General features: G+C 67.3%; 14 protein-coding genes. 7 read left to right on the top strand and 7 right to left on the bottom strand.

Annotation, left to right across the window (positions count from 1 at the left end; genetic code table 11):
• The first annotated feature begins 14 nt into the window (after nt 1–14).
• Complete coding sequence (locus AC5ZH6_RS20630; protein WP_035727127.1) at nt 15–758, top strand: SDR family oxidoreductase; 744 nt, start codon at nt 15–17, stop codon at nt 756–758.
• Between the two features lie 7 nt (nt 759–765).
• On the opposite strand, the gene AC5ZH6_RS20625 is transcribed toward AC5ZH6_RS20630, so the two are convergent.
• The gene (locus AC5ZH6_RS20625; protein ID WP_244421107.1) at nt 766–1,506 is read right to left on the bottom strand and encodes a hypothetical protein; all 741 of its coding nucleotides are present in this window, start codon (nt 1,504–1,506) and stop codon (nt 766–768) included.
• 18 nt (nt 1,507–1,524) lie between these two features.
• Between AC5ZH6_RS20625 and AC5ZH6_RS20620 the strand changes: the two genes are divergently transcribed.
• Nucleotides 1,525–2,058, top strand: a complete 534-nt coding sequence (locus tag AC5ZH6_RS20620) for a hypothetical protein (RefSeq protein ID WP_006368316.1) — start codon at nt 1,525–1,527, stop codon at nt 2,056–2,058.
• 22 nt (nt 2,059–2,080) lie between these two features.
• On the opposite strand, the gene pgi is transcribed toward AC5ZH6_RS20620, so the two are convergent.
• Nucleotides 2,081–3,754, bottom strand: coding sequence for a glucose-6-phosphate isomerase (pgi, locus tag AC5ZH6_RS20615; RefSeq protein ID WP_006368317.1), 1,674 nt, complete (start codon nt 3,752–3,754; stop codon nt 2,081–2,083).
• 51 nt (nt 3,755–3,805) lie between these two features.
• On the bottom strand, nt 3,806–4,174 hold the full coding sequence (locus AC5ZH6_RS20610; protein WP_006368318.1) for a chorismate mutase: 369 nt from the start codon (nt 4,172–4,174) through the stop codon (nt 3,806–3,808).
• Between the two features lie 152 nt (nt 4,175–4,326).
• On the opposite strand from AC5ZH6_RS20610, the gene AC5ZH6_RS20605 reads away from it, so the two are divergent.
• Nucleotides 4,327–6,285 (top strand): hypothetical protein, encoded by a 1,959-nt coding sequence (locus tag AC5ZH6_RS20605; RefSeq protein WP_006368319.1) that lies wholly within the window; start codon nt 4,327–4,329, stop codon nt 6,283–6,285.
• Nucleotides 6,286–6,309: 24 nt separating this feature from the next.
• Here AC5ZH6_RS20605 and AC5ZH6_RS20600 read toward each other — a convergent pair whose 3' ends face one another.
• A complete protein-coding gene (locus AC5ZH6_RS20600; RefSeq protein ID WP_006368320.1) occupies nt 6,310–7,914 on the bottom strand; it encodes a hypothetical protein in 1,605 nt (534 codons plus the stop codon).
• A 315-nt stretch (nt 7,915–8,229) separates the two neighbouring features.
• Between AC5ZH6_RS20600 and AC5ZH6_RS20595 the strand changes: the two genes are divergently transcribed.
• Nucleotides 8,230–10,737 carry a UvrD-helicase domain-containing protein gene (locus AC5ZH6_RS20595; RefSeq protein ID WP_006368321.1) on the top strand — a complete coding sequence of 836 codons (2,508 nt, stop codon included), beginning with the start codon at nt 8,230–8,232 and terminating at the stop codon, nt 10,735–10,737.
• Between the two features lie 24 nt (nt 10,738–10,761).
• Here the strand turns inward: AC5ZH6_RS20595 and AC5ZH6_RS20590 are convergent, their stop codons facing one another.
• Nucleotides 10,762–11,961, bottom strand: a complete 1,200-nt coding sequence (locus AC5ZH6_RS20590) for a M23 family metallopeptidase (protein ID WP_006368322.1) — start codon at nt 11,959–11,961, stop codon at nt 10,762–10,764.
• 406 nt (nt 11,962–12,367) lie between these two features.
• Here AC5ZH6_RS20590 and sucC point away from each other — a divergent pair, with 406 nt between their 5' ends.
• Together sucC and sucD are read left to right on the top strand one after the other, a co-directional pair.
• A complete protein-coding gene (gene sucC / locus AC5ZH6_RS20585) occupies nt 12,368–13,531 on the top strand; it encodes an ADP-forming succinate--CoA ligase subunit beta (RefSeq protein WP_006368323.1) in 1,164 nt (387 codons plus the stop codon).
• Nucleotides 13,532–13,545: 14 nt separating this feature from the next.
• On the top strand, nt 13,546–14,448 hold the full coding sequence (sucD, locus tag AC5ZH6_RS20580) for a succinate--CoA ligase subunit alpha (protein ID WP_006368324.1): 903 nt from the start codon (nt 13,546–13,548) through the stop codon (nt 14,446–14,448).
• Nucleotides 14,449–14,545: 97 nt separating this feature from the next.
• Here sucD and AC5ZH6_RS20575 read toward each other — a convergent pair whose 3' ends face one another.
• Entirely contained in the window at nt 14,546–15,505 is a 960-nt protein-coding gene (locus AC5ZH6_RS20575) for a 1-phosphofructokinase family hexose kinase (RefSeq protein ID WP_006368325.1), read from the bottom strand.
• Between the two features lie 80 nt (nt 15,506–15,585).
• On the opposite strand from AC5ZH6_RS20575, the gene AC5ZH6_RS20570 reads away from it, so the two are divergent.
• The gene (locus AC5ZH6_RS20570; protein ID WP_006368326.1) at nt 15,586–16,527 is read left to right on the top strand and encodes a universal stress protein; all 942 of its coding nucleotides are present in this window, start codon (nt 15,586–15,588) and stop codon (nt 16,525–16,527) included.
• 66 nt (nt 16,528–16,593) lie between these two features.
• Here AC5ZH6_RS20570 and AC5ZH6_RS20565 read toward each other — a convergent pair whose 3' ends face one another.
• Nucleotides 16,594–17,055 carry an SRPBCC family protein gene (locus tag AC5ZH6_RS20565; RefSeq protein WP_006368327.1) on the bottom strand — a complete coding sequence of 154 codons (462 nt, stop codon included), beginning with the start codon at nt 17,053–17,055 and terminating at the stop codon, nt 16,594–16,596.
• Nucleotides 17,056–17,199 lie beyond the last annotated feature (144 nt).

Below are 17,199 nucleotides of genomic sequence, written 5' to 3'. Positions count from 1 at the left end.
GTAAGTTGGCGGACGTGACGCACCGCGACAAGATCCTGATCACCGGCGCGAGCTCGGGACTCGGCGAGGGCATGGCCCGCGAATTCGCCGGCATGGGCCGCTCACTGGCACTGGCCGCACGACGCCTCGACCGCCTCGATGCCCTCGCCGCCGAACTGCGGCCCCATGCAGGCACGGTCGCGACCGCGGCCCTCGACGTCACCGACGTCGACACCGTTCCCGTCGTGTTCGGGGCTCTGCGCGACGAGCTCGGCGGCCTCGATCGCGTCATTGTCAACGCCGGGCTCGGTAAGGGTGCACCGCTGGGCACCGGCAAGATGCACGCCAACATCGAGACCGTGCAGACCAACCTCATCGGGGCGCTCGCCCAGATCGAGGCGGCACTGGAGATCTTCCGTGCCCAGGATCACGGGCACCTCGTGTTGATCAGTTCCATGAGCGCCGTCCGCGGGTTACCCAAGGCGCAGACGGCCTATTCGGCGTCGAAGGCCGGGCTGACCGCGATCGGGCAGGGGTTGCAGGCCGAGTTCGCGCACTCGCCGATCACGGTGTCGATCGTGCTGCCCGGCTACATCGAGACCGACATCAACCGCAGCGTCACGACCGCACTCATGACCGACACTGACTCCGGCGTGCGTGCCATGGTGGCGGCCATCGAGGCCGAGAAGGCCTCGGCGCCGGTGCCCGCGTGGCCGTGGGTGCCGATCGCCGCGGCCCTGCGACTACTGCCGGCGTCGATCACGCGTCGACTGATCTGATCCGGTCTCAACCGGCTGCGGTGGTCGAGGCCGGGGCGGTCGACGAGGCCGGGGTCGGGGTGCCCCACACGACCGGCGAGGCCTTGAAGTCGAAGCCGTCGGACGTGGTCGTCTCGGCCCAATAGATGACGCTGGTGAGTTTCTGCCCGGCGTCGGCGTAGGCCACCAGACAGGTGGCGTAGGAGTCGCCGCGCTTCATCTGCTCCGGGGGCGACGGATTGCCGCACGCCTTGAGGGCCACCGGCGGCGGCAGCGTCAGAGCCGGAGTGCGGCCATCCACGCTGCCCGCCAGCCCCACGACCGTCGGTGCGGCGGACGAGTGTGCGGCCAGCGACGTCACCGTCACATAGACGAAGAATGCCGCGCCGCCCTGTGTCGCCGAATCGGGAACTCCCTCACCGGGTGTGATGCCGGTGACCGTGTACATCGCGGTCGGGCCGGACGGACGGAACGCGTCGGCGGGCAGCACCGCCGAATCGCCGAAGCGCAGGGCGGTGCCCGGTGCCGTCCGCGCCGGGGCGCCGGGCGGGACCGACACCGCGACGGAGGTCGGGAACGACGAGGTGCCGGGCGCCGACGACGGCGTCGACGACGAACAGGCGGTGAGTGCCGAGCCGGCCGCGACAGCTGCGAGAAGCGCACCGGATACGCGCATGGTCATCGAACCGCGGGATCGTCGGGGCCGGATCAGGGGTCGTGGCAGGCGCATGAGGGATCGCGGCGCGCGCGACGACGGTGACGTACTCACCTGCGTAAGGTAACCGATGTGTCGATTCACCACAGTCAAGCGGTCGCCCATGGCGCCTTCCAGGTCCTCGGAACCGGGGACGCCGAACCCGTCGACGAACTGCTCCGCGATGTGTTCGGGCGGAACGACATCGCGACGATCGGCGCCGATTGGCGCGGCATCGTGTACTTCACCCTGGCCGACGACGATGAGGTCGACGCCTCGACCGTCGTGGGCTTCGACGCGTCCAGCGGCAGCCACGGGCCACTGGCCACCCTCGAGGAGGTGATGGCCGCCGTGGCCGACGGTGACATCGCCGAGGCGGTCGACGCCGAGAGCTTCGACGCATGGCGCGCGGCGACCGGGGTCGACGGCATCGCCGTGGGCGACTGTGTGCCGCCGTCGCTGCCGGAGTTCATCGGTGGTGACCCCGCCGAACGCGCCGTCGAACCGCTGTCGCTGGTCTCCCACATCGCCAGCTGCGCAGCGCTGATGGGCCGCATCGAGCAACTCGGTCTGGCACCCGGCGATGACATCCCGGACGAGGTGTTCGACGCCACCCGATGGGAGTGAGCGCGCCGCATCCGGGGAATGCTCAGGCCTGCCGGCCGCGCCGCGACCGATACCACCGCACCAACTCGTCGGTCGACGAATCGCCCAGTGCCGCAGGTGGTTGCGAGTCGGTGATCGACCCCAGCAACTCCATCGCCTGGGTCTTGCCGAGCTCGACGCCCCACTGGTCGAAGGGATTGATACCCCAGATGGTGCCCTCGACGAAGACCTGGTGTTCGTAGAGCGCGATCAGCTGGCCGATGACCGATGGGGTGAGTTCGGGCGCGAGGATCGACGTCGACGGCCGGTTGCCGGGCATCACCTTGTGCGGCACCACATGTGGGTCCACGCCCTCGTCGGCAATCTCGTCGGCGGTCTTGCCGAACGCCAGCACCTTGGTCTGCGCGAAGTAGTTGCTCATCAGCAGATCGTGCATCGACCCGGTGCCGTCGGCGGTGGTGAGATCGTCTGTGGGCTCGGCGAATCCGATGAAGTCGGCCGGGATCATCCGCGTGCCCTGATGGAGCAGTTGATAGAACGCGTGCTGTCCGTTGGTGCCCGGCTCACCCCAGAAGACCTCGCCGGTGTCGGTGGTGACGTGATGCCCGTGTGCGGTGACCGACTTGCCGTTGGACTCCATGGTCAACTGCTGCAGATAGGCCGCGAACCGCGCCATGTCGTTGGAATAGGGTAGTACCACCCGTGATTGGGCGTCCCAGAAGTTGGAGTACCACAGCCCGATCAAGCCCAGGATGACCGGTGCGTTGCGCTCGAGCGGCGCGGTGCGGAAGTGTTCGTCGACGAGGTGGAAGCCGTGCAGGAACTCGCCGAAGCGGTCCTTGCCGATGGCCGCCATCACCGACAGGCCGATCGCCGAATCCACCGAGTACCGGCCGCCGACCCAGTCCCAGAAGCCGAACATGTTGACCGTGTCGATGCCGAACGCCGAGACCTTGTCGGCGTTGGTGCTCACGGCCACAAAGTGTTTCGCGACGGCGTCATCGGCAGCGCCAAGGCCGGCGAGCAGCCACCGCTTGGCGGCGGCGGCGTTGGTGAGCGTCTCCAGCGTGCCGAAGGTCTTGGACGCCACGATGAACAGCGTGGTCTCGGCGTCGAGGTCGGCAAGCGTGGCCACCAGGTCGGCGGGGTCGACGTTGGAGACGAAATGGCAGCGAATGGGCGAATCGACGTAGTGGCGCAACGCCTGATAGACCATCACCGGTCCCAGATCGGAGCCGCCGATGCCGATGTTGACGACGTCGGTGATCGCTTTGCCGGTGTGCCCCTTCCACTCTCCGCTGCGGAGCTTGTCGGTGAAGGCGCCCATCGCGTCGAGGACCTCGTGGACGTCGGCCACCACGTTCTGGCCATCGACGACCAACTCGGCGTCGGCCGGCAGGCGCAGTGCCGTGTGCAGGACGGCGCGATCCTCGGAGGTGTTGATGTGGACGCCGGCGAACATCGCGTCGCGCTTGTCCTCGAGACCGGCCTCACGGGCCAGGCTGAACAGCAACTCCAACGTCTCGCGCAGCACGCGATGCTTGGAGTAATCGATGTGCAGATCGCCGACGTCGACGGTCAGTTCGCGGCCCCGATCGGGGTCGGCCGCGAAGACCTCCCGCAGATGCATCGAGTGAACGTGATCCTGATGCGCCGAGAGCGCCTGCCACGATTGGGTGCCGGTGATGTCGTGCTCGTTGCCATCGAGGTCACTCATACGACCACCCTATGTGGTGGGTGGGCGGCCCGCATGCACCGGCGCACACCGTCACCGGCCGAGCGGGCCCCGACCCAGACGCAGCAACAGCATCGCGAGCGTATGACCCTCCTGACCGAGTTCGGCGAACCGGTCGAGCACCTTGACCTCGCGGCTGTGCACCAGTCGCGGTCCGCCCGAGGCCATGCGTGCGGCTCCGACCTTCTTCGACACCGCAGACCGGCGCTTCACCGCGGCGAGGATGATCGCGTCGAGGCGGTCGATCTCGTGTCGCAACACCTCGATGTCGTCGGGCAGACCCGACACATCGTGTTCGAGCTCGTAGGAGGAGAGATCGATCGAATCGGCGAAGGAAGCGCCACCCGTGCGGGCGGGTGCGGTGTTGTCCGGGCTGGTCGACGAGTCGCTGGGGTCGGTCACCGTGTCGATTTTGCCACGCAGACACCGTGCCGTGGACACTGGTGGCCATGCCGAGACCCCGGGCAAGCATCGACCCCTCCCGAGATCCCGAAGACACCGGTCCGACCCGGCCCGCCGGAGAGGTGAGCGCCCCGGCGAGCCGGGTGGCGCAGATGGTCGTACCGGCCGTGATCACCCTGATCGTCGCGCAACTGATCGTCCGCGGCTGGCTGGTGGCCACCGGCAACTTCTACTGGGACGACCTCATTCTCGTCGGCCGGGCCTCGACCACGTCGATCTGGTCGTGGGACTACCTCGGCCACAGCCACGACGGCCATTTCATGCCCGCGGCGTTCCTGGTCGCGGGGATCTCGACGGTGCTCGCACCGCTGAACTGGGTGGCGCCGGCGATCACGCTCGTGGTGCTACAGGGACTCGCGTCGGTGTGCGTGTGGCGGATGATCCGGGTCCTGACCGATCCCGGGGAGGGGCGGTCACGCAGCGCTGCCGTCGAGATCGCCTCGGTCGGCGCGCTGGCCTTCTACCTCTTCACCCCGCTGACGGTGCCGTCCTTCGTGTGGTGGGCCGCCGGCCTCAACACGTTGCCGATGCAGGCGGCGATGGCCTGGATCGTCGCCGACGCGGTGCTGCTCGCCCGTGGGGGCGCCGACCGCCGGCGCACGCGGCTGATCGTCCTCCGCTCGTCGGTGATCTTCGTCCTCTCCCTCGCCTTCTTCGAGAAGTCGCTGTTCATCCTGCCGGTGGCATTCGTCGCCGCGGTTCTGGTGAGCCGCACAGGTCTGGTGAACCGCACAGGGTCCCGGTCGGCGGACGTTGCCGATGCCGATGCCGATGTCGATGCCGATGAATCTGCCGCGGCCGACACCGCCGCCGTCCAGATGGGCCCGCTGGGAACGGCATTCGTCCACGCCCGCCGGCTGTGGGCACCGCTGTCGGTGATCTTCGTGGCGTGGGCGCTGCTGTTCTTCTCGGTGTCCGACGCCACCGCCGGTCAACATTCGGTGTCGCAGACCGCGCAACTCGTGTGGCGGTCGATCAATCGTGGTGTCATCCCGTCCCTTGTCGGCGGTCCGTGGGACTGGGAACGCTGGGTGCCGAGCCCGCCGATGGGGTTCTCCGCGGTGTGGATGGTCGTGCTGGGGTGGCTGGTGGTGGCCGCCGTGGTGATCTGGGCCGTTCGTACCCGGATCGGTGCGGTGGCGGTACTCGTGTGTGCGGCGCTCTATGTCGTCGTCGCGCAGATCCCGGTGATGTGGAATCGCTCATCGGCCAACACTGCGCTCGAACTGGCCCAAACCCTGCGGTATCTGCCCGATTCGGCGGTCGTACTCACCGCCGCGCTCGCCCTGCTCGTCGCCGCGCCCCGGCGTTCGGTGAACTCGGTCCCACCGTCGGGTGGGCGCCATGCCGCTCCCGAGGCCGACGAGGAGACGGTGGGCCGCGGTCGGACAGTGGGTACGGCAGTCGGCGTCCTCGCCGCAGTGACCGCGGTGTTGGCGTTCGCGTCGTCGTTGATCTCGACCGCGTCGTACCAGTCGTCCTGGACCGACGATCCGACCGGCGCCTATCTGGCCAACGCCAAGCGCGCGCTCGCCGACAACCGGGACCACACGATGTTCGATCAGGCGCTGCCGCTCGAGGTACTGCTGCCGGTGGCCTACCCGTACAACCAGATCAGCGCCACCTTCGGCCGTGTCACCGACCGTTCGCCGTTCGGCGACACCACCGACCGGCTCTTCGTCCTCGACAACGCCGGCAACCTCACACCCGGCGCGGTGACCCCGCGACGGACCGTCGAGGCGGGCCGCGGGACATGCGCGCGACCGGAACTCACCGGACCGACGTCACTGCGGCTCGACGGCCCGTTGATCAACTGGCGGTGGACCATTGCGCTCGGCTACTGCGCCAACGCCGCGGGCGACGTGGAGATGTCCCTCGACGGCGGACCAGCCGTTCGCGTTCCGCTGCAGGCGGGTCTGCATGTGGTCTACGTGCAACTCGACGGTCACGGCACCGAACTCCGAATCCGGCCGCTCACCCGGGGTCTGACACTGCACACCGGTGACGGACGGGTCGGTGAGGTGGTCGACGCCCGGCTGCTGGGCCAGTGAGAGCGTCGCCGCGCCGGTGACGTCTCAGCCGCTCGTGTCGGACGACTCCGGCGCGTCGTAGTACACCGAGATCTTGCTCGAGTACCCGGCTTGGGCCACCAGCGCGGTGAGCGCGTCACTGGTCGACTGCTCGGCCACGTAGTACGCGATGCGGCCGTCGTCGCCGATGGCCTGCACCTGCTTGCTCATCTGATCGCGCAGGGTGGCCGTGCCCGCCCAACTCGGGTCGAAGGTGGTGCCCGTGACATGGGCGGCGTATCCGGGTGCGAAGGTCACCAGGTATGCACCGGCCGGGCCGTACCCGTCGAACAGATAGTCGCCGCGCTTGACGGCATAACTGCTCGGCAGGCCGGTGTGTTCGGAGGCGTAGGTCGCCGCAGCGGGCTGCTTGGTCCCGGTGCGCACCATGGTGAACTGACGCTGCGTGGCCTGCGTGTTGTCGTCGAGGTAGTCGCTGAGGGTATCGGCGCCGTAGTCGATGAACGGGAGGTAGGAGAAGGTCACGTTGGGTCGGATCGAACCGCCTCCGGAACCGAGATTGGTTGCGGTGCAACGGGTGGTGGCGGTCTTGTTGAAGTCGACCCGGATCACCGGGGTGCAGGTGCCGCCGAGGGCCCCGGCCGGCTGGCCGTTGACGATGAAGTTGACGGTCAGGCCGTAGTTCACATGCCCGGGCTTGTTGTCGGATCCGCGCCGCGGCGTGCCGTTGACGGTGAGGTCGTAACCGCACGCCACATTCGAGCAGTCACCGGTCTGCTTCCAGCCGACCTGGTCGAGTTGTCCGCCCGGCAGGTCGTCGATCGTCATACCGGGTACCGGCACCGACCCGAGATCGTTGGTGAGGCCCTTCTGCTGGGCGAAGATCGGCGAGATCTGATCGAAGGACAGCGGTGTGACGTCGGTGTCGATGGTGGTGGTGACGTCACCGTCGCGGTACTGCCCCTTGAGATGGCTGATCGCCTTGGTGTCGGAGGCGAAGGTGATCTCCCAGTCCCCGGCCTTGACCTTGTTGTCGGCGAGCGAGGTGATCGCCGGATCCGAGGTGGGCCAGAAGCGGGCGTCGGGGGTGTCCTTGTTGGGAGAGGGCAGCGGGGCGCCCAGCGACGGCGGATTGACGAGGTCGTTGTTGCCCAGGCGCCCGGCCAGCACGATCGGTGACAGCGCATACCCGAGGTTGGGCAGGCTCCACTCCGCGGAGGCCCACTTGTTGTCGACCGGCGACATGTCGACGTTGTCCGGGGTGGTGCCGCCGAGTACCGCCTTCCAGAAGGCGACGGGAGCCTTGGTGAAGTAGTAGTTGCCGATCTGGGTGTAGTCGCCCTGCTGGCCGTTGACGGTGATCGAGCCACTGACGTTGCCCGACAGCGCCACCTGCAGGTCGGAGAACTCGACGGTGAGGGTGGTGCCGTCGCCGTACTTGCGCGTCAACGTCCCCTTGTACTTGGCGCCCGGGCTGCTGCCGTATTGAAAAGCCGTCTGGTCCAGGCTGTTCTGCGCCCGGAACGCGGCCGTCGGCTCGGCCGATCCGGAGTTGCTCCATGGGATGAACGACAGGATCAGGGCGACGATCACCGCCACCGCCCCGACGCTGGTCAACACCAGTGCAGTGACCTTCGATGTGTTCTTCATCGCTCGCTTCCCGGGGCAAGGGTCATCGGGCGTGAGATCACGGCGATGTCCGTTTTCGGCCGAATGATGACAACACTAGACATCTCCGGCCCGGCTTCGGGAGGCCGCATGGGACGAATGAATGACTCCAGTGCTGCGCACCTTCACCCGTGCCTCCCCTGACCACGTGGGGGGGAATCCGCATCGTCTCGCACCGCAGGCCCCCCCGGACTCGGTGCGAGGGTCATCGTAACCGGTTCGTCCGACAGCGGAGGCCATCCGGGCGGCTTCGCCCCGCACAATCGTGTCGGTGGGCCGGAGTAGCCTGAGATACCGATGACCACCAGCTCCGCACCCAGTTCCGCACCCGCCACCGCGTCCGCAGCCGCCGCGCCGCCCGCCGCCTCGTCGGCTGCCGACGAGCGCGTCGAACGGCTCCTCGAGGGGCTGAACCCGCAGCAGCGCGCGGCGGTGGTGCACAGCGGTCCGCCGCTGCTGATCGTCGCCGGTGCCGGGTCGGGTAAGACCGCGGTGCTCACCCGCCGCATCGCCTACCTGCTCGCGGCACGCGATGTCACGCCGGGCCAGATCCTGGCGATCACCTTCACCAACAAGGCGGCCGCGGAGATGCGCGAGCGCGTCATCGGTCTCGTCGGCCCGCGCGCGGCCTACATGTGGGTCTCCACCTTCCACTCGACGTGTGTGCGCATCCTGCGCGCCCAGTCGGCGCTGCTGGAAAACCGCAACTCCAACTTCTCGATCTACGATTCCGACGACTCGAAACGTCTGCTGGGCATGATCATTCGCGATCTCGACGTCGACCCGAAGAAGTTCAGTCCGCGCGGTGTCGCGGTGAGCATTTCGAATCTCAAGAACGAACTGTCCGATCCCGACGACGCGCACGCCGCCGCCGGTGAGGAGCCGACCGCGCGCACCATCGCCGAGATCTATGCGGAGTATCAGCGCCGGCTCTCCGCGGCCAACGCCTTCGATTTCGACGATCTGATCGGTGAGACCGTCGCCCTGCTGCAGAGCCACCCCGACGTCGCCGAGTACTACCGTCGTCGTTTCCGCCACGTCATGGTCGACGAGTACCAGGACACCAACCACGCGCAGTACGTGCTCGTGCGCGAACTCGTCGGCCGCGAGGCCACGTCATCGGGGCTGGCGCCGTCGGAACTGTGCGTGGTCGGTGACGCCGACCAGTCGATCTATGCCTTCCGCGGGGCGACGATCCGCAACATCGAGGAGTTCGAGCGCGACTTCCCGAACGCCGAAACCATTCTGCTGGAACAGAATTACCGCTCGACGCAGACGATCCTCTCGGCGGCCAACGCGGTCATCGCGCGCAATCCGAATCGTCGGGACAAGCGGTTGTGGACCGACTCCGGCGACGGCGAGCTCATCGTCGGATACGTCGCCGACTCCGATCGGGAGGAGGCGACGTTCATCGCCACCGAGATCGAGCGGCTCACCGACCACACCATCGGCGGCGCACAGTCCAACAGCTATTCCGACATCGCCGTGTTCTACCGGACCAACACCGGATCGCGCGCGCTGGAAGAAGTGTTCGTCCGTCACGGCATCCCGTACAAGGTGGTCGGCGGTACCCGTTTCTACGAGCGCAAAGAGGTGCGCGACGTCGTCGCGTATCTGCGGGTGGTCGCCAACCCCGAGGATTCGGTCAGTCTGCGGCGCATCCTGAACACGCCGCGTCGGGGCATCGGGGACCGGGCCGAGGCGTGCGTCGCCGTGCACTCGGAGAACCGCGGGATCTCGTTCTACCAGGCGCTGATCGAGGGGGCGCAGGGTCAGGTCGGGTTGCTGAACACGCGCGCGGTCAAGCAGATCGGCGGCTTCGTCGACCTGATCGAGGGCTTGCGCAACGACTTCCTGACCACCTTCGGTGAGGGTGGTACGGAGGGCTCCGACGTCGCCGTCGCCGACGCCACCGAAGAGGGTGCCGACATCGGCGAACTCGTCGACGCCATCGTCGACCGCAGCGGATACCGCGCCGAGCTCGAGGGATCCCACGATCCGCAGGACGGCGCCCGGCTGGACAACCTCAACGAATTGATCTCGGTGGCAAAGGAATTCAGCCGCGATGCGGCCGAAGCCGCGCAAGCCGAGGTGGACAACGGCATCGACGAGGAGGCGGCGCAACTGCGCGAGGGTGAGCCCGAACCCGGTTCGCTGGCCGCCTTCCTGGAACGGGTGTCGTTGGTCGCCGATGCCGATCAGCTCCCCGACGAGGGTGAGGGCGTGGTCACGCTCATGACCCTGCACACCGCCAAGGGGCTCGAGTTCCCGGTGGTCTTCGTGACCGGTTGGGAGGACGGGCATTTCCCCCATCTGCGGGCCCTCGGCGATCCGGCGGAGCTCAGCGAGGAACGACGCCTCGCCTACGTCGGTATCACCCGCGCCAAGCAGCGGTTGTATCTGACCCGTGCGGTCACCCGCGCATCCTGGGGTCAGCCGGTGTCGAACCCCGAATCCCGCTTCCTGCAAGAGATTCCGCAGCATCTGCTCGATTGGCGGCAGACCGAACGGCGGCGTCCCGGACGCGGCTTCGGATCCTCGGGTGGGGTGTTCGGCCGTGGCGACGATCGTGGTTCCAGCGGTGCGCTGGGGCGTTCGTCGTTCTCCGCGGACCCGAATCGAGGGCGCAACAAGCAGATTCAGCTCGACGTGGGCGATCGGCACAATCATCCCAAGTACGGGATGGGCAAGGTCGTCGGCAAGGAGGGCAGCGGGGCGACCGAGCGGGTCGTCATCGATTACGGTGGCAACACCGGCCGCATCACGCTGCTGACGATCGGCGGGATTCCCGGCGAGAAGCTGTGACGGACGCCGAGCGGTGAGGGCGGGTCAGCCGACGTAGTTCGACAGCCGCACACCGTGCTCGGCGAGCCACGGTGCCGGGTCGATCTTGGTCTTGCCGTTCAGCCACACCTCGAAATGGCAGTGCGGGCCGGTGGATTGGCCGTCGCTGCCCACCAGACCGATGACCTGCCCGGCCTTGACGGTCTCGCCCTTGTGGACGAGGACGCCATTGGAATACATGTGGCCGTACACGGTGACGGTGCCGTCGGGGGCCTTGACCTGAATCCAATTGCCGAAGCCCGACGCCGGACCGGCCTCGAGGACCACACCGTCGGTGGCGGCGTGGATCGGGGTGCCCAGCGGCGCCGCGAAATCCAGACCGGCGTGCATGACGCCCCAGCGCATCGCATACAGCGAGGTCAGCTGATACTGCCCCAGCGGCACAGGTGAGACGAACTCCGGCGGCAACATCGCATTGATTCGTGCGGCCTCGGCATCGGCGAGTTGCTTGCCGACCTGCAACTGCTGGCCGTACATGCTCGTGTCGGGGGTGTTCGCCGACGCGGGCGCGATCCCGGGCCCGGTGTCGGCGGCTGCGGCGCCACCGACGTCGGCGGTGGGTACCGGCGTGGCCGACCCGGCGTCGTCGTCGGAGTTGATCTGCACCGCGGCGGCGGCCAGCGCGGCACCGGCGGCGACGGCCACCAGGGCGACGCGTCCGCTGCGCAGCGCGGTCGGGGGAGCGGCGATGCGGTGCTTGCCGCGCGATCGCCGTGTCGCACCCGCCGGGACGCGACGGAACGTCGGCTCCGCGGTGACCGTCCCGACCCGCTCGTCGGTCTCGTACTCATCGACCGTGTATTCGTTGCCTGCGTATTCGTCGACTGTGGCGCCGAGAACGTCGAAGGGCTCGTCATGGCGGTACTCGTCGAACTCACCCTCGGGGATGAGGATGTCCTGGGTGATCTCCGAGGTGGTGGTGCGGCGTGTGGAGCGTCGGCGACCGACCGAGGCCGAGCCGTCTTCGATGGGGGCCCAGTCATCGACGTCCCACTCGAAGTCGGCGGTGTCGCCGTACGTGGTCTCGTCGCTGTAGTAGATGTCGCTGCGGTCGACGGGGATGATCGTGGTCATCTCCTCGGCGGTCAGATCATTGATCCGCTCGTCGCGGCGTCGACGTCCGCCGACGACCGCGGTACCGGATACCGACCCGCCTGGGAAACCACGTTCCGCCAAGTCGTCCACCTCACCTCACGTTTGCGATACACCCAGGTGCCCGCGTTCTTTCGGCGTTACGGATGTGGCGCGATGGACCACTACGACCTGAGACTGCTTGCCGACGGTAACGAAATGATTGCGACAAGTCCAACCCTGGGGAGTGAAAACCCGGGATAAAGTGAGCTGGGTCACAGGCCGATGACGAGGTTCACACTGTGCTGAATTTGCGGTATTGGCTGGCGGATTCGCCGCAATGCGCCCGGCCGGATGGCTGACGGCGCCGGGTCGGCACCCGCGCGTGTCCCGACCGAGCGAGTGATCTGTCGCACAAGGTGAGGAGGTGTACCCAAACCGGATATGCGGCAGGTTTAAAGTCCCGTATGGCCCGCGTTACACCCAGACGAGCGGGCAAATCTACGAAATGGTGAGCTGAATGGATCTCTTCGAATACCAGGCGAAGGAACTGTTCGCCAAGCACGGAGTTCCGACCACACCCGGTCGTGTAACCGACTCTGCCGCCGACGCGCGCACGATTGCCGAGGAAATCGGCAAGCCCGTCATGATCAAGGCGCAGGTGAAGGTCGGTGGACGTGGCAAGGCCGGCGGCGTGAAGTACTCCAAGGACGCCGACGAGGCGCAGGCGAACGCCGAGAACATCCTCGGTCTCGACATCAAGGGCCATGTCGTCAAGAAACTCCTCGTCGCCGAGGCCAGCGACATCGCCGAGGAGTACTACATCTCCTTCCTCCTCGATCGCGCCAACCGCACCTACCTGGCCATGTGCTCGGTCGAGGGCGGCGTGGAGATCGAGGTGACCGCCGAGCAGAACCCCGACGCGCTCGCCCGCGTCCCGGTCGACGCCGTCAAGGGTGTCGACCTCGCATTCGCTCGCGAGATCGCCGAGAAGGGCAAGCTGCCCGCCGAGGTGCTCGACGCCGCCGCCAACACCATCCAAAAGCTCTGGGAGGTGTTCATCGCCGAGGACGCCACCCTCGTGGAGGTCAATCCTCTGGTCCGTACCCCCGACGACCAGATCCTGGCCCTCGACGGCAAGGTCACCCTCGATGAGAACGCCGACTTCCGGCATCCCGACCACGAGGCCTTCGCCGACCGCGACGCCACCGATCCGCTGGAGCTCAAGGCCAAGGAGAACGACCTCAACTACGTCAAGCTCGACGGACAGGTCGGCATCATCGGCAACGGCGCCGGGCTGGTCATGAGCACCCTCGACGTGGTCGCCTACGCCGGTGAGAAGCACAAGGGTGTCAAGCCCGCGAACTTCCTCGACATCGGTGGCGGCGCCTCGGCCGAGGTGATGGCCGCCGGTCTCGACGTCATCCTCGGCGACGAGCAGGTCAAGAGTGTCTTCGTCAACGTCTTCGGCGGCATCACCGCCTGCGACGCTGTCGCCAACGGCATCGTCGGCGCGCTGAACAAGCTCGGCGACGAGGCCAACAAGCCGCTCGTCGTCCGCCTCGACGGCAACAAGGTCGACGAAGGCCGCAAGATCCTGGCCGATGCGAATCACCCCTTGGTGACGCTCGCCGAAACGATGGACTCCGGCGCCGACAAGGCCGCCGAACTGGCGAGCAAGTGAGGGGCTAGAGAAACATGTCGATCTTCCTGAACAAAGACAACAAGATCATCGTCCAGGGCATCACCGGCGGTGAGGGCACCAAGCACACCGCACTGATGCTCAAGGCCGGTTCGAACATCGTCGGCGGCGTCAACGCCCGCAAGGCCGGCACCACCGTCGCCCACACCGCCAAGGACGGCTCCGACGTGGAGCTGCCCGTCTTCGGCAGTGTCGCCGAGGCGATCAAGGAGACCGGGGCCGACACCTCGATCGCCTTCGTCCCGCCGAAGTTCGCCAAGGACGCCATCATCGAGGCGATCGACGCGGAGATCCCGCTGCTGGTCGTCATCACCGAGGGAATCCCGGTGCAGGACAGCGCCTATGCGTGGGCCTACAACGTCGAAAAGGGGAACAAGACCCGCATCATCGGGCCGAACTGCCCCGGCATCATCACCCCGGGTGAATCGCTGGTGGGCATCACCCCGGCCAACATCACCGGCAAGGGTCCGATCGGCCTGGTCTCCAAGTCCGGCACCCTGACCTACCAGATGATGTACGAGCTGCGCGATCTCGGTTTCTCCACCGCCATCGGCATCGGCGGCGACCCGGTCATCGGGACCACCCACATCGACGCCATCGAGGCGTTCGAGAAGGATCCGGAGACCAAGGTCATCGTGATGATCGGTGAGATCGGTGGCGACGCCGAGGAGCGTGCGGCCGACTACATCAAGGCCAACGTCTCCAAGCCGGTCGTCGGCTACGTCGCGGGATTCACTGCGCCCGAGGGCAAGACGATGGGCCACGCCGGCGCGATCGTGTCCGGCAGCTCCGGCACCGCCCAGGCCAAGAAGGAAGCCCTCGAGGCTGCGGGCGTCAAGGTCGGCAAGACGCCGAGCGAGACCGCCACGCTGGCCCGGGAGCTCTACGAGGCTCTCTGACCCGCGGTCGGAGATCATCCCGAAACCCGCCTGCACGCGAGAACTCGTGTGCAGGCGGGTTTTTCGTTTGTGCGACACCGGTGAATGGTTGCGGTGGTCATTTCTGCGCTCCGGAGTCGGGTGCGGCTCGGTAGAGATGTTCGACGTCGTGCCGACGGCACGGTTCGGTTCCCGGGGTGAGTGTCGCCGCGGCACCGGCGGCGGCACCGTATCGGACGGCGTCGGGTAGTGGCCGGCCGCGGGCCAGGGCGACGGTGATCCCGGCGACCATGTTGTCGCCCGCCCCGACACCACTGCCGAACCCGGACCCGACCGGGACTCCGGCGACGTCGGTCACCTGATCGGTGGTCACCACCAGTGCGCCCGCCGCCCCGCGGGAGACGACGACGGCGTCGGTGATGCCCCGGGCGATCAGGGCTCGTGCGGCGTCGATCTGTGAGTCGGTCTCCGGCAGAGGCAGATCCAATGCTTCACGGAGTTCGCGAAGGCTCGGTTTGATCACTGCGGCACCCCGCACCCGCAGCAGAGCCGGGCCGTGGGTGTCGACGATCAGTGTGCACCCGTGCCGGTCCGCGATGGCCGACACCGCCGGGAAGAAGCCGTCCGAACATCCCGGTGGGAGACTGCCACTCACCACGAGATGCGTTGCGGTGCTCGCATACTCGTCCATGGCGGCGAGGCAGTGTTGCTCCTCGGTGGCAGTGAGGTCGGGGCCGGGCAACACGAAGCGGTACTCCTGGCCGGTCCGGACCTCGCGGACGGTCAACGATTCGCGGCTTGCTCCGGTGATGCCGAGGGGGCCCGTTGCGATGCCCTCGGCGGCGAGAAGTGCCTCGATGCGTGCTCCGGTGGGGCCGCCGCTGGTGAAGACCGCGGTGGCCGGCACACCGAGCCGAACCGCTGCCCGGGCTACGTTGATCCCGCCGCCACCCGGATCGTATCGGGGGCGCGAGCATCGCATCTTCTCCGTCGCCTGCAGGATCGGTACCGAGCTGTGGATGTCGAGCGCAGGATTCATCGTGACGGTCACGATGTGTGGTGTGGCTGGTGACTTCATCTCCTCTCCATGGTGCCCCGCGAATATGTCGGGCGGCAGATGCTTTTGGCCCTTTTGTCACCGCCGTGCGGTGGTGTCCAATGGAGGTGACGGACTCGGTTGGCGAGTCGGTCGACGAGGAGATCGGCAAGGAGCGGGTCATGGCAGTGAATGCCCCGATAGTGGTGGCGGTCGACGGGTCGGACACGGCGCTCGAGGCGCTCCGGTGGGGTGCTCTGGCCGCGGTGCGGGAGAACAGATCCCTGCGCGTGGTCGGCGTCGTCGAGACCGTCGCAGCGGGATATGCGCCGGGTGTGTTGATGACCCCGGCGGTGGCCGAGGCACTGCACGCCGATGCCCGCCGGGCGGTGGACGAGGCGATCGCCGCGGCCACCAAGGTGTCGGCGGACGTCGACGCCGAGGGCGAGGTCCGCGAGGGCAGGCCGGCCCTCGTCCTGCGTGAGATATCCAGTGGTGCACACCTTCTCGTCGTCGGTCGTCGTGGCCGCGGGGGTGTGGCCGGGTTGTTGCTCGGTTCGGTCAGCTCCGACGTCGCCGCACACGCCGATTGTCCGGTGGTGGTGGTCTCGGGTCCCGTACCTCAGACCGGTCCGGTGGTGGTCGGCGTCGACGGATCGGCGATCTCGCAGGCAGCCCTGGGCGCCGCCTTCACCCAGGCCGCCGAACTCGGCACGTCGTTGGTGGTCGTCAGCACCTATCCGGGATTCTCCGGCGAAGGGTTCTACGACCAGGATGAGGTGCTGGCTCAATTCCGGGACGGGACCACCGAATCCGTTGAACGTCAGGTCGCCGAGCACCGTCGCGACCATCCCGCCGCCGACACCGTGTCCGTCGAGACCGCGGTGGTCGCCGGCGATCCCGCGCCGCGCATCATCGAGGCCGCAGGTGATGCCCAACTGATCGTGCTCGGGAGCAGGGGGCGTGGCGGCTTCCGGGGGTTACTGCTCGGATCGACCAGTCAAGCCGTCCTGCACACCGCATCGTGCCCGGTGATGATCGTGCACTCCGAACGCAGCCGGTGAAAGACGTTGTCACACCGCGGTTGATGCGATAGCGCCTCGACTGCAGCGCGTGTGCAGCCGGTGCGGTCACGATTCGCTGACGGCCTTGAGCCGCGCGAGTCCTTTCTCGAAGTCCTTGCCGAGCAGTTTGTCGAAGAAGCCCAGTGGGGCGGCCACGCGGCTGAAGAGCGAATGCTTGCCGGTCATCGTCCACGTGACCTCGCTGACGCCGTCGTTCTCGGTGATGTCGAAGGCGCTGCGGCTCGTGGATTTCATCGGCTTCTCGAACACGACCCGGATCGCCACGTGGGTCGGCGCGGTGTCCTCGAGGATCTCCATGGTGCCCTTGCCCGCTTTCCGATTTCCCGACCACGCGTAGCGCGCACCCACGCCGAGCTCGGCTCCGGAATAGGTTCTCGACAGATCGGGGTCGAGGCCCTCCCACGGCGACCAATCGACCCATCGATGCAGATCATGGATGTGAGCGTGGATATCGGCGGCAGGCGCGGCGATCGTGGTGCGGCGCACCACGGTGTAGTTCTCGGCCATCGGACTTCCTGTTCTGTGGATCGGGGGCGTCCCGGGTGGACCCTGCGTGTTCTGGGTGGTGTGGGGATGCAAGTATGACCCTGCGTCCCGCCGAAAGTCATCGCGCAATCCTCCGGGTGGGGCTGTGGTGCGTGCGATAATCCG

It is taken from the genome of Gordonia sp. YC-XJ4, assembly GCF_059511865.1.
The sequence above is the reverse complement of the archived record's forward strand: the minus strand, read 5'-3'. Positions and strand labels throughout refer to the sequence as shown.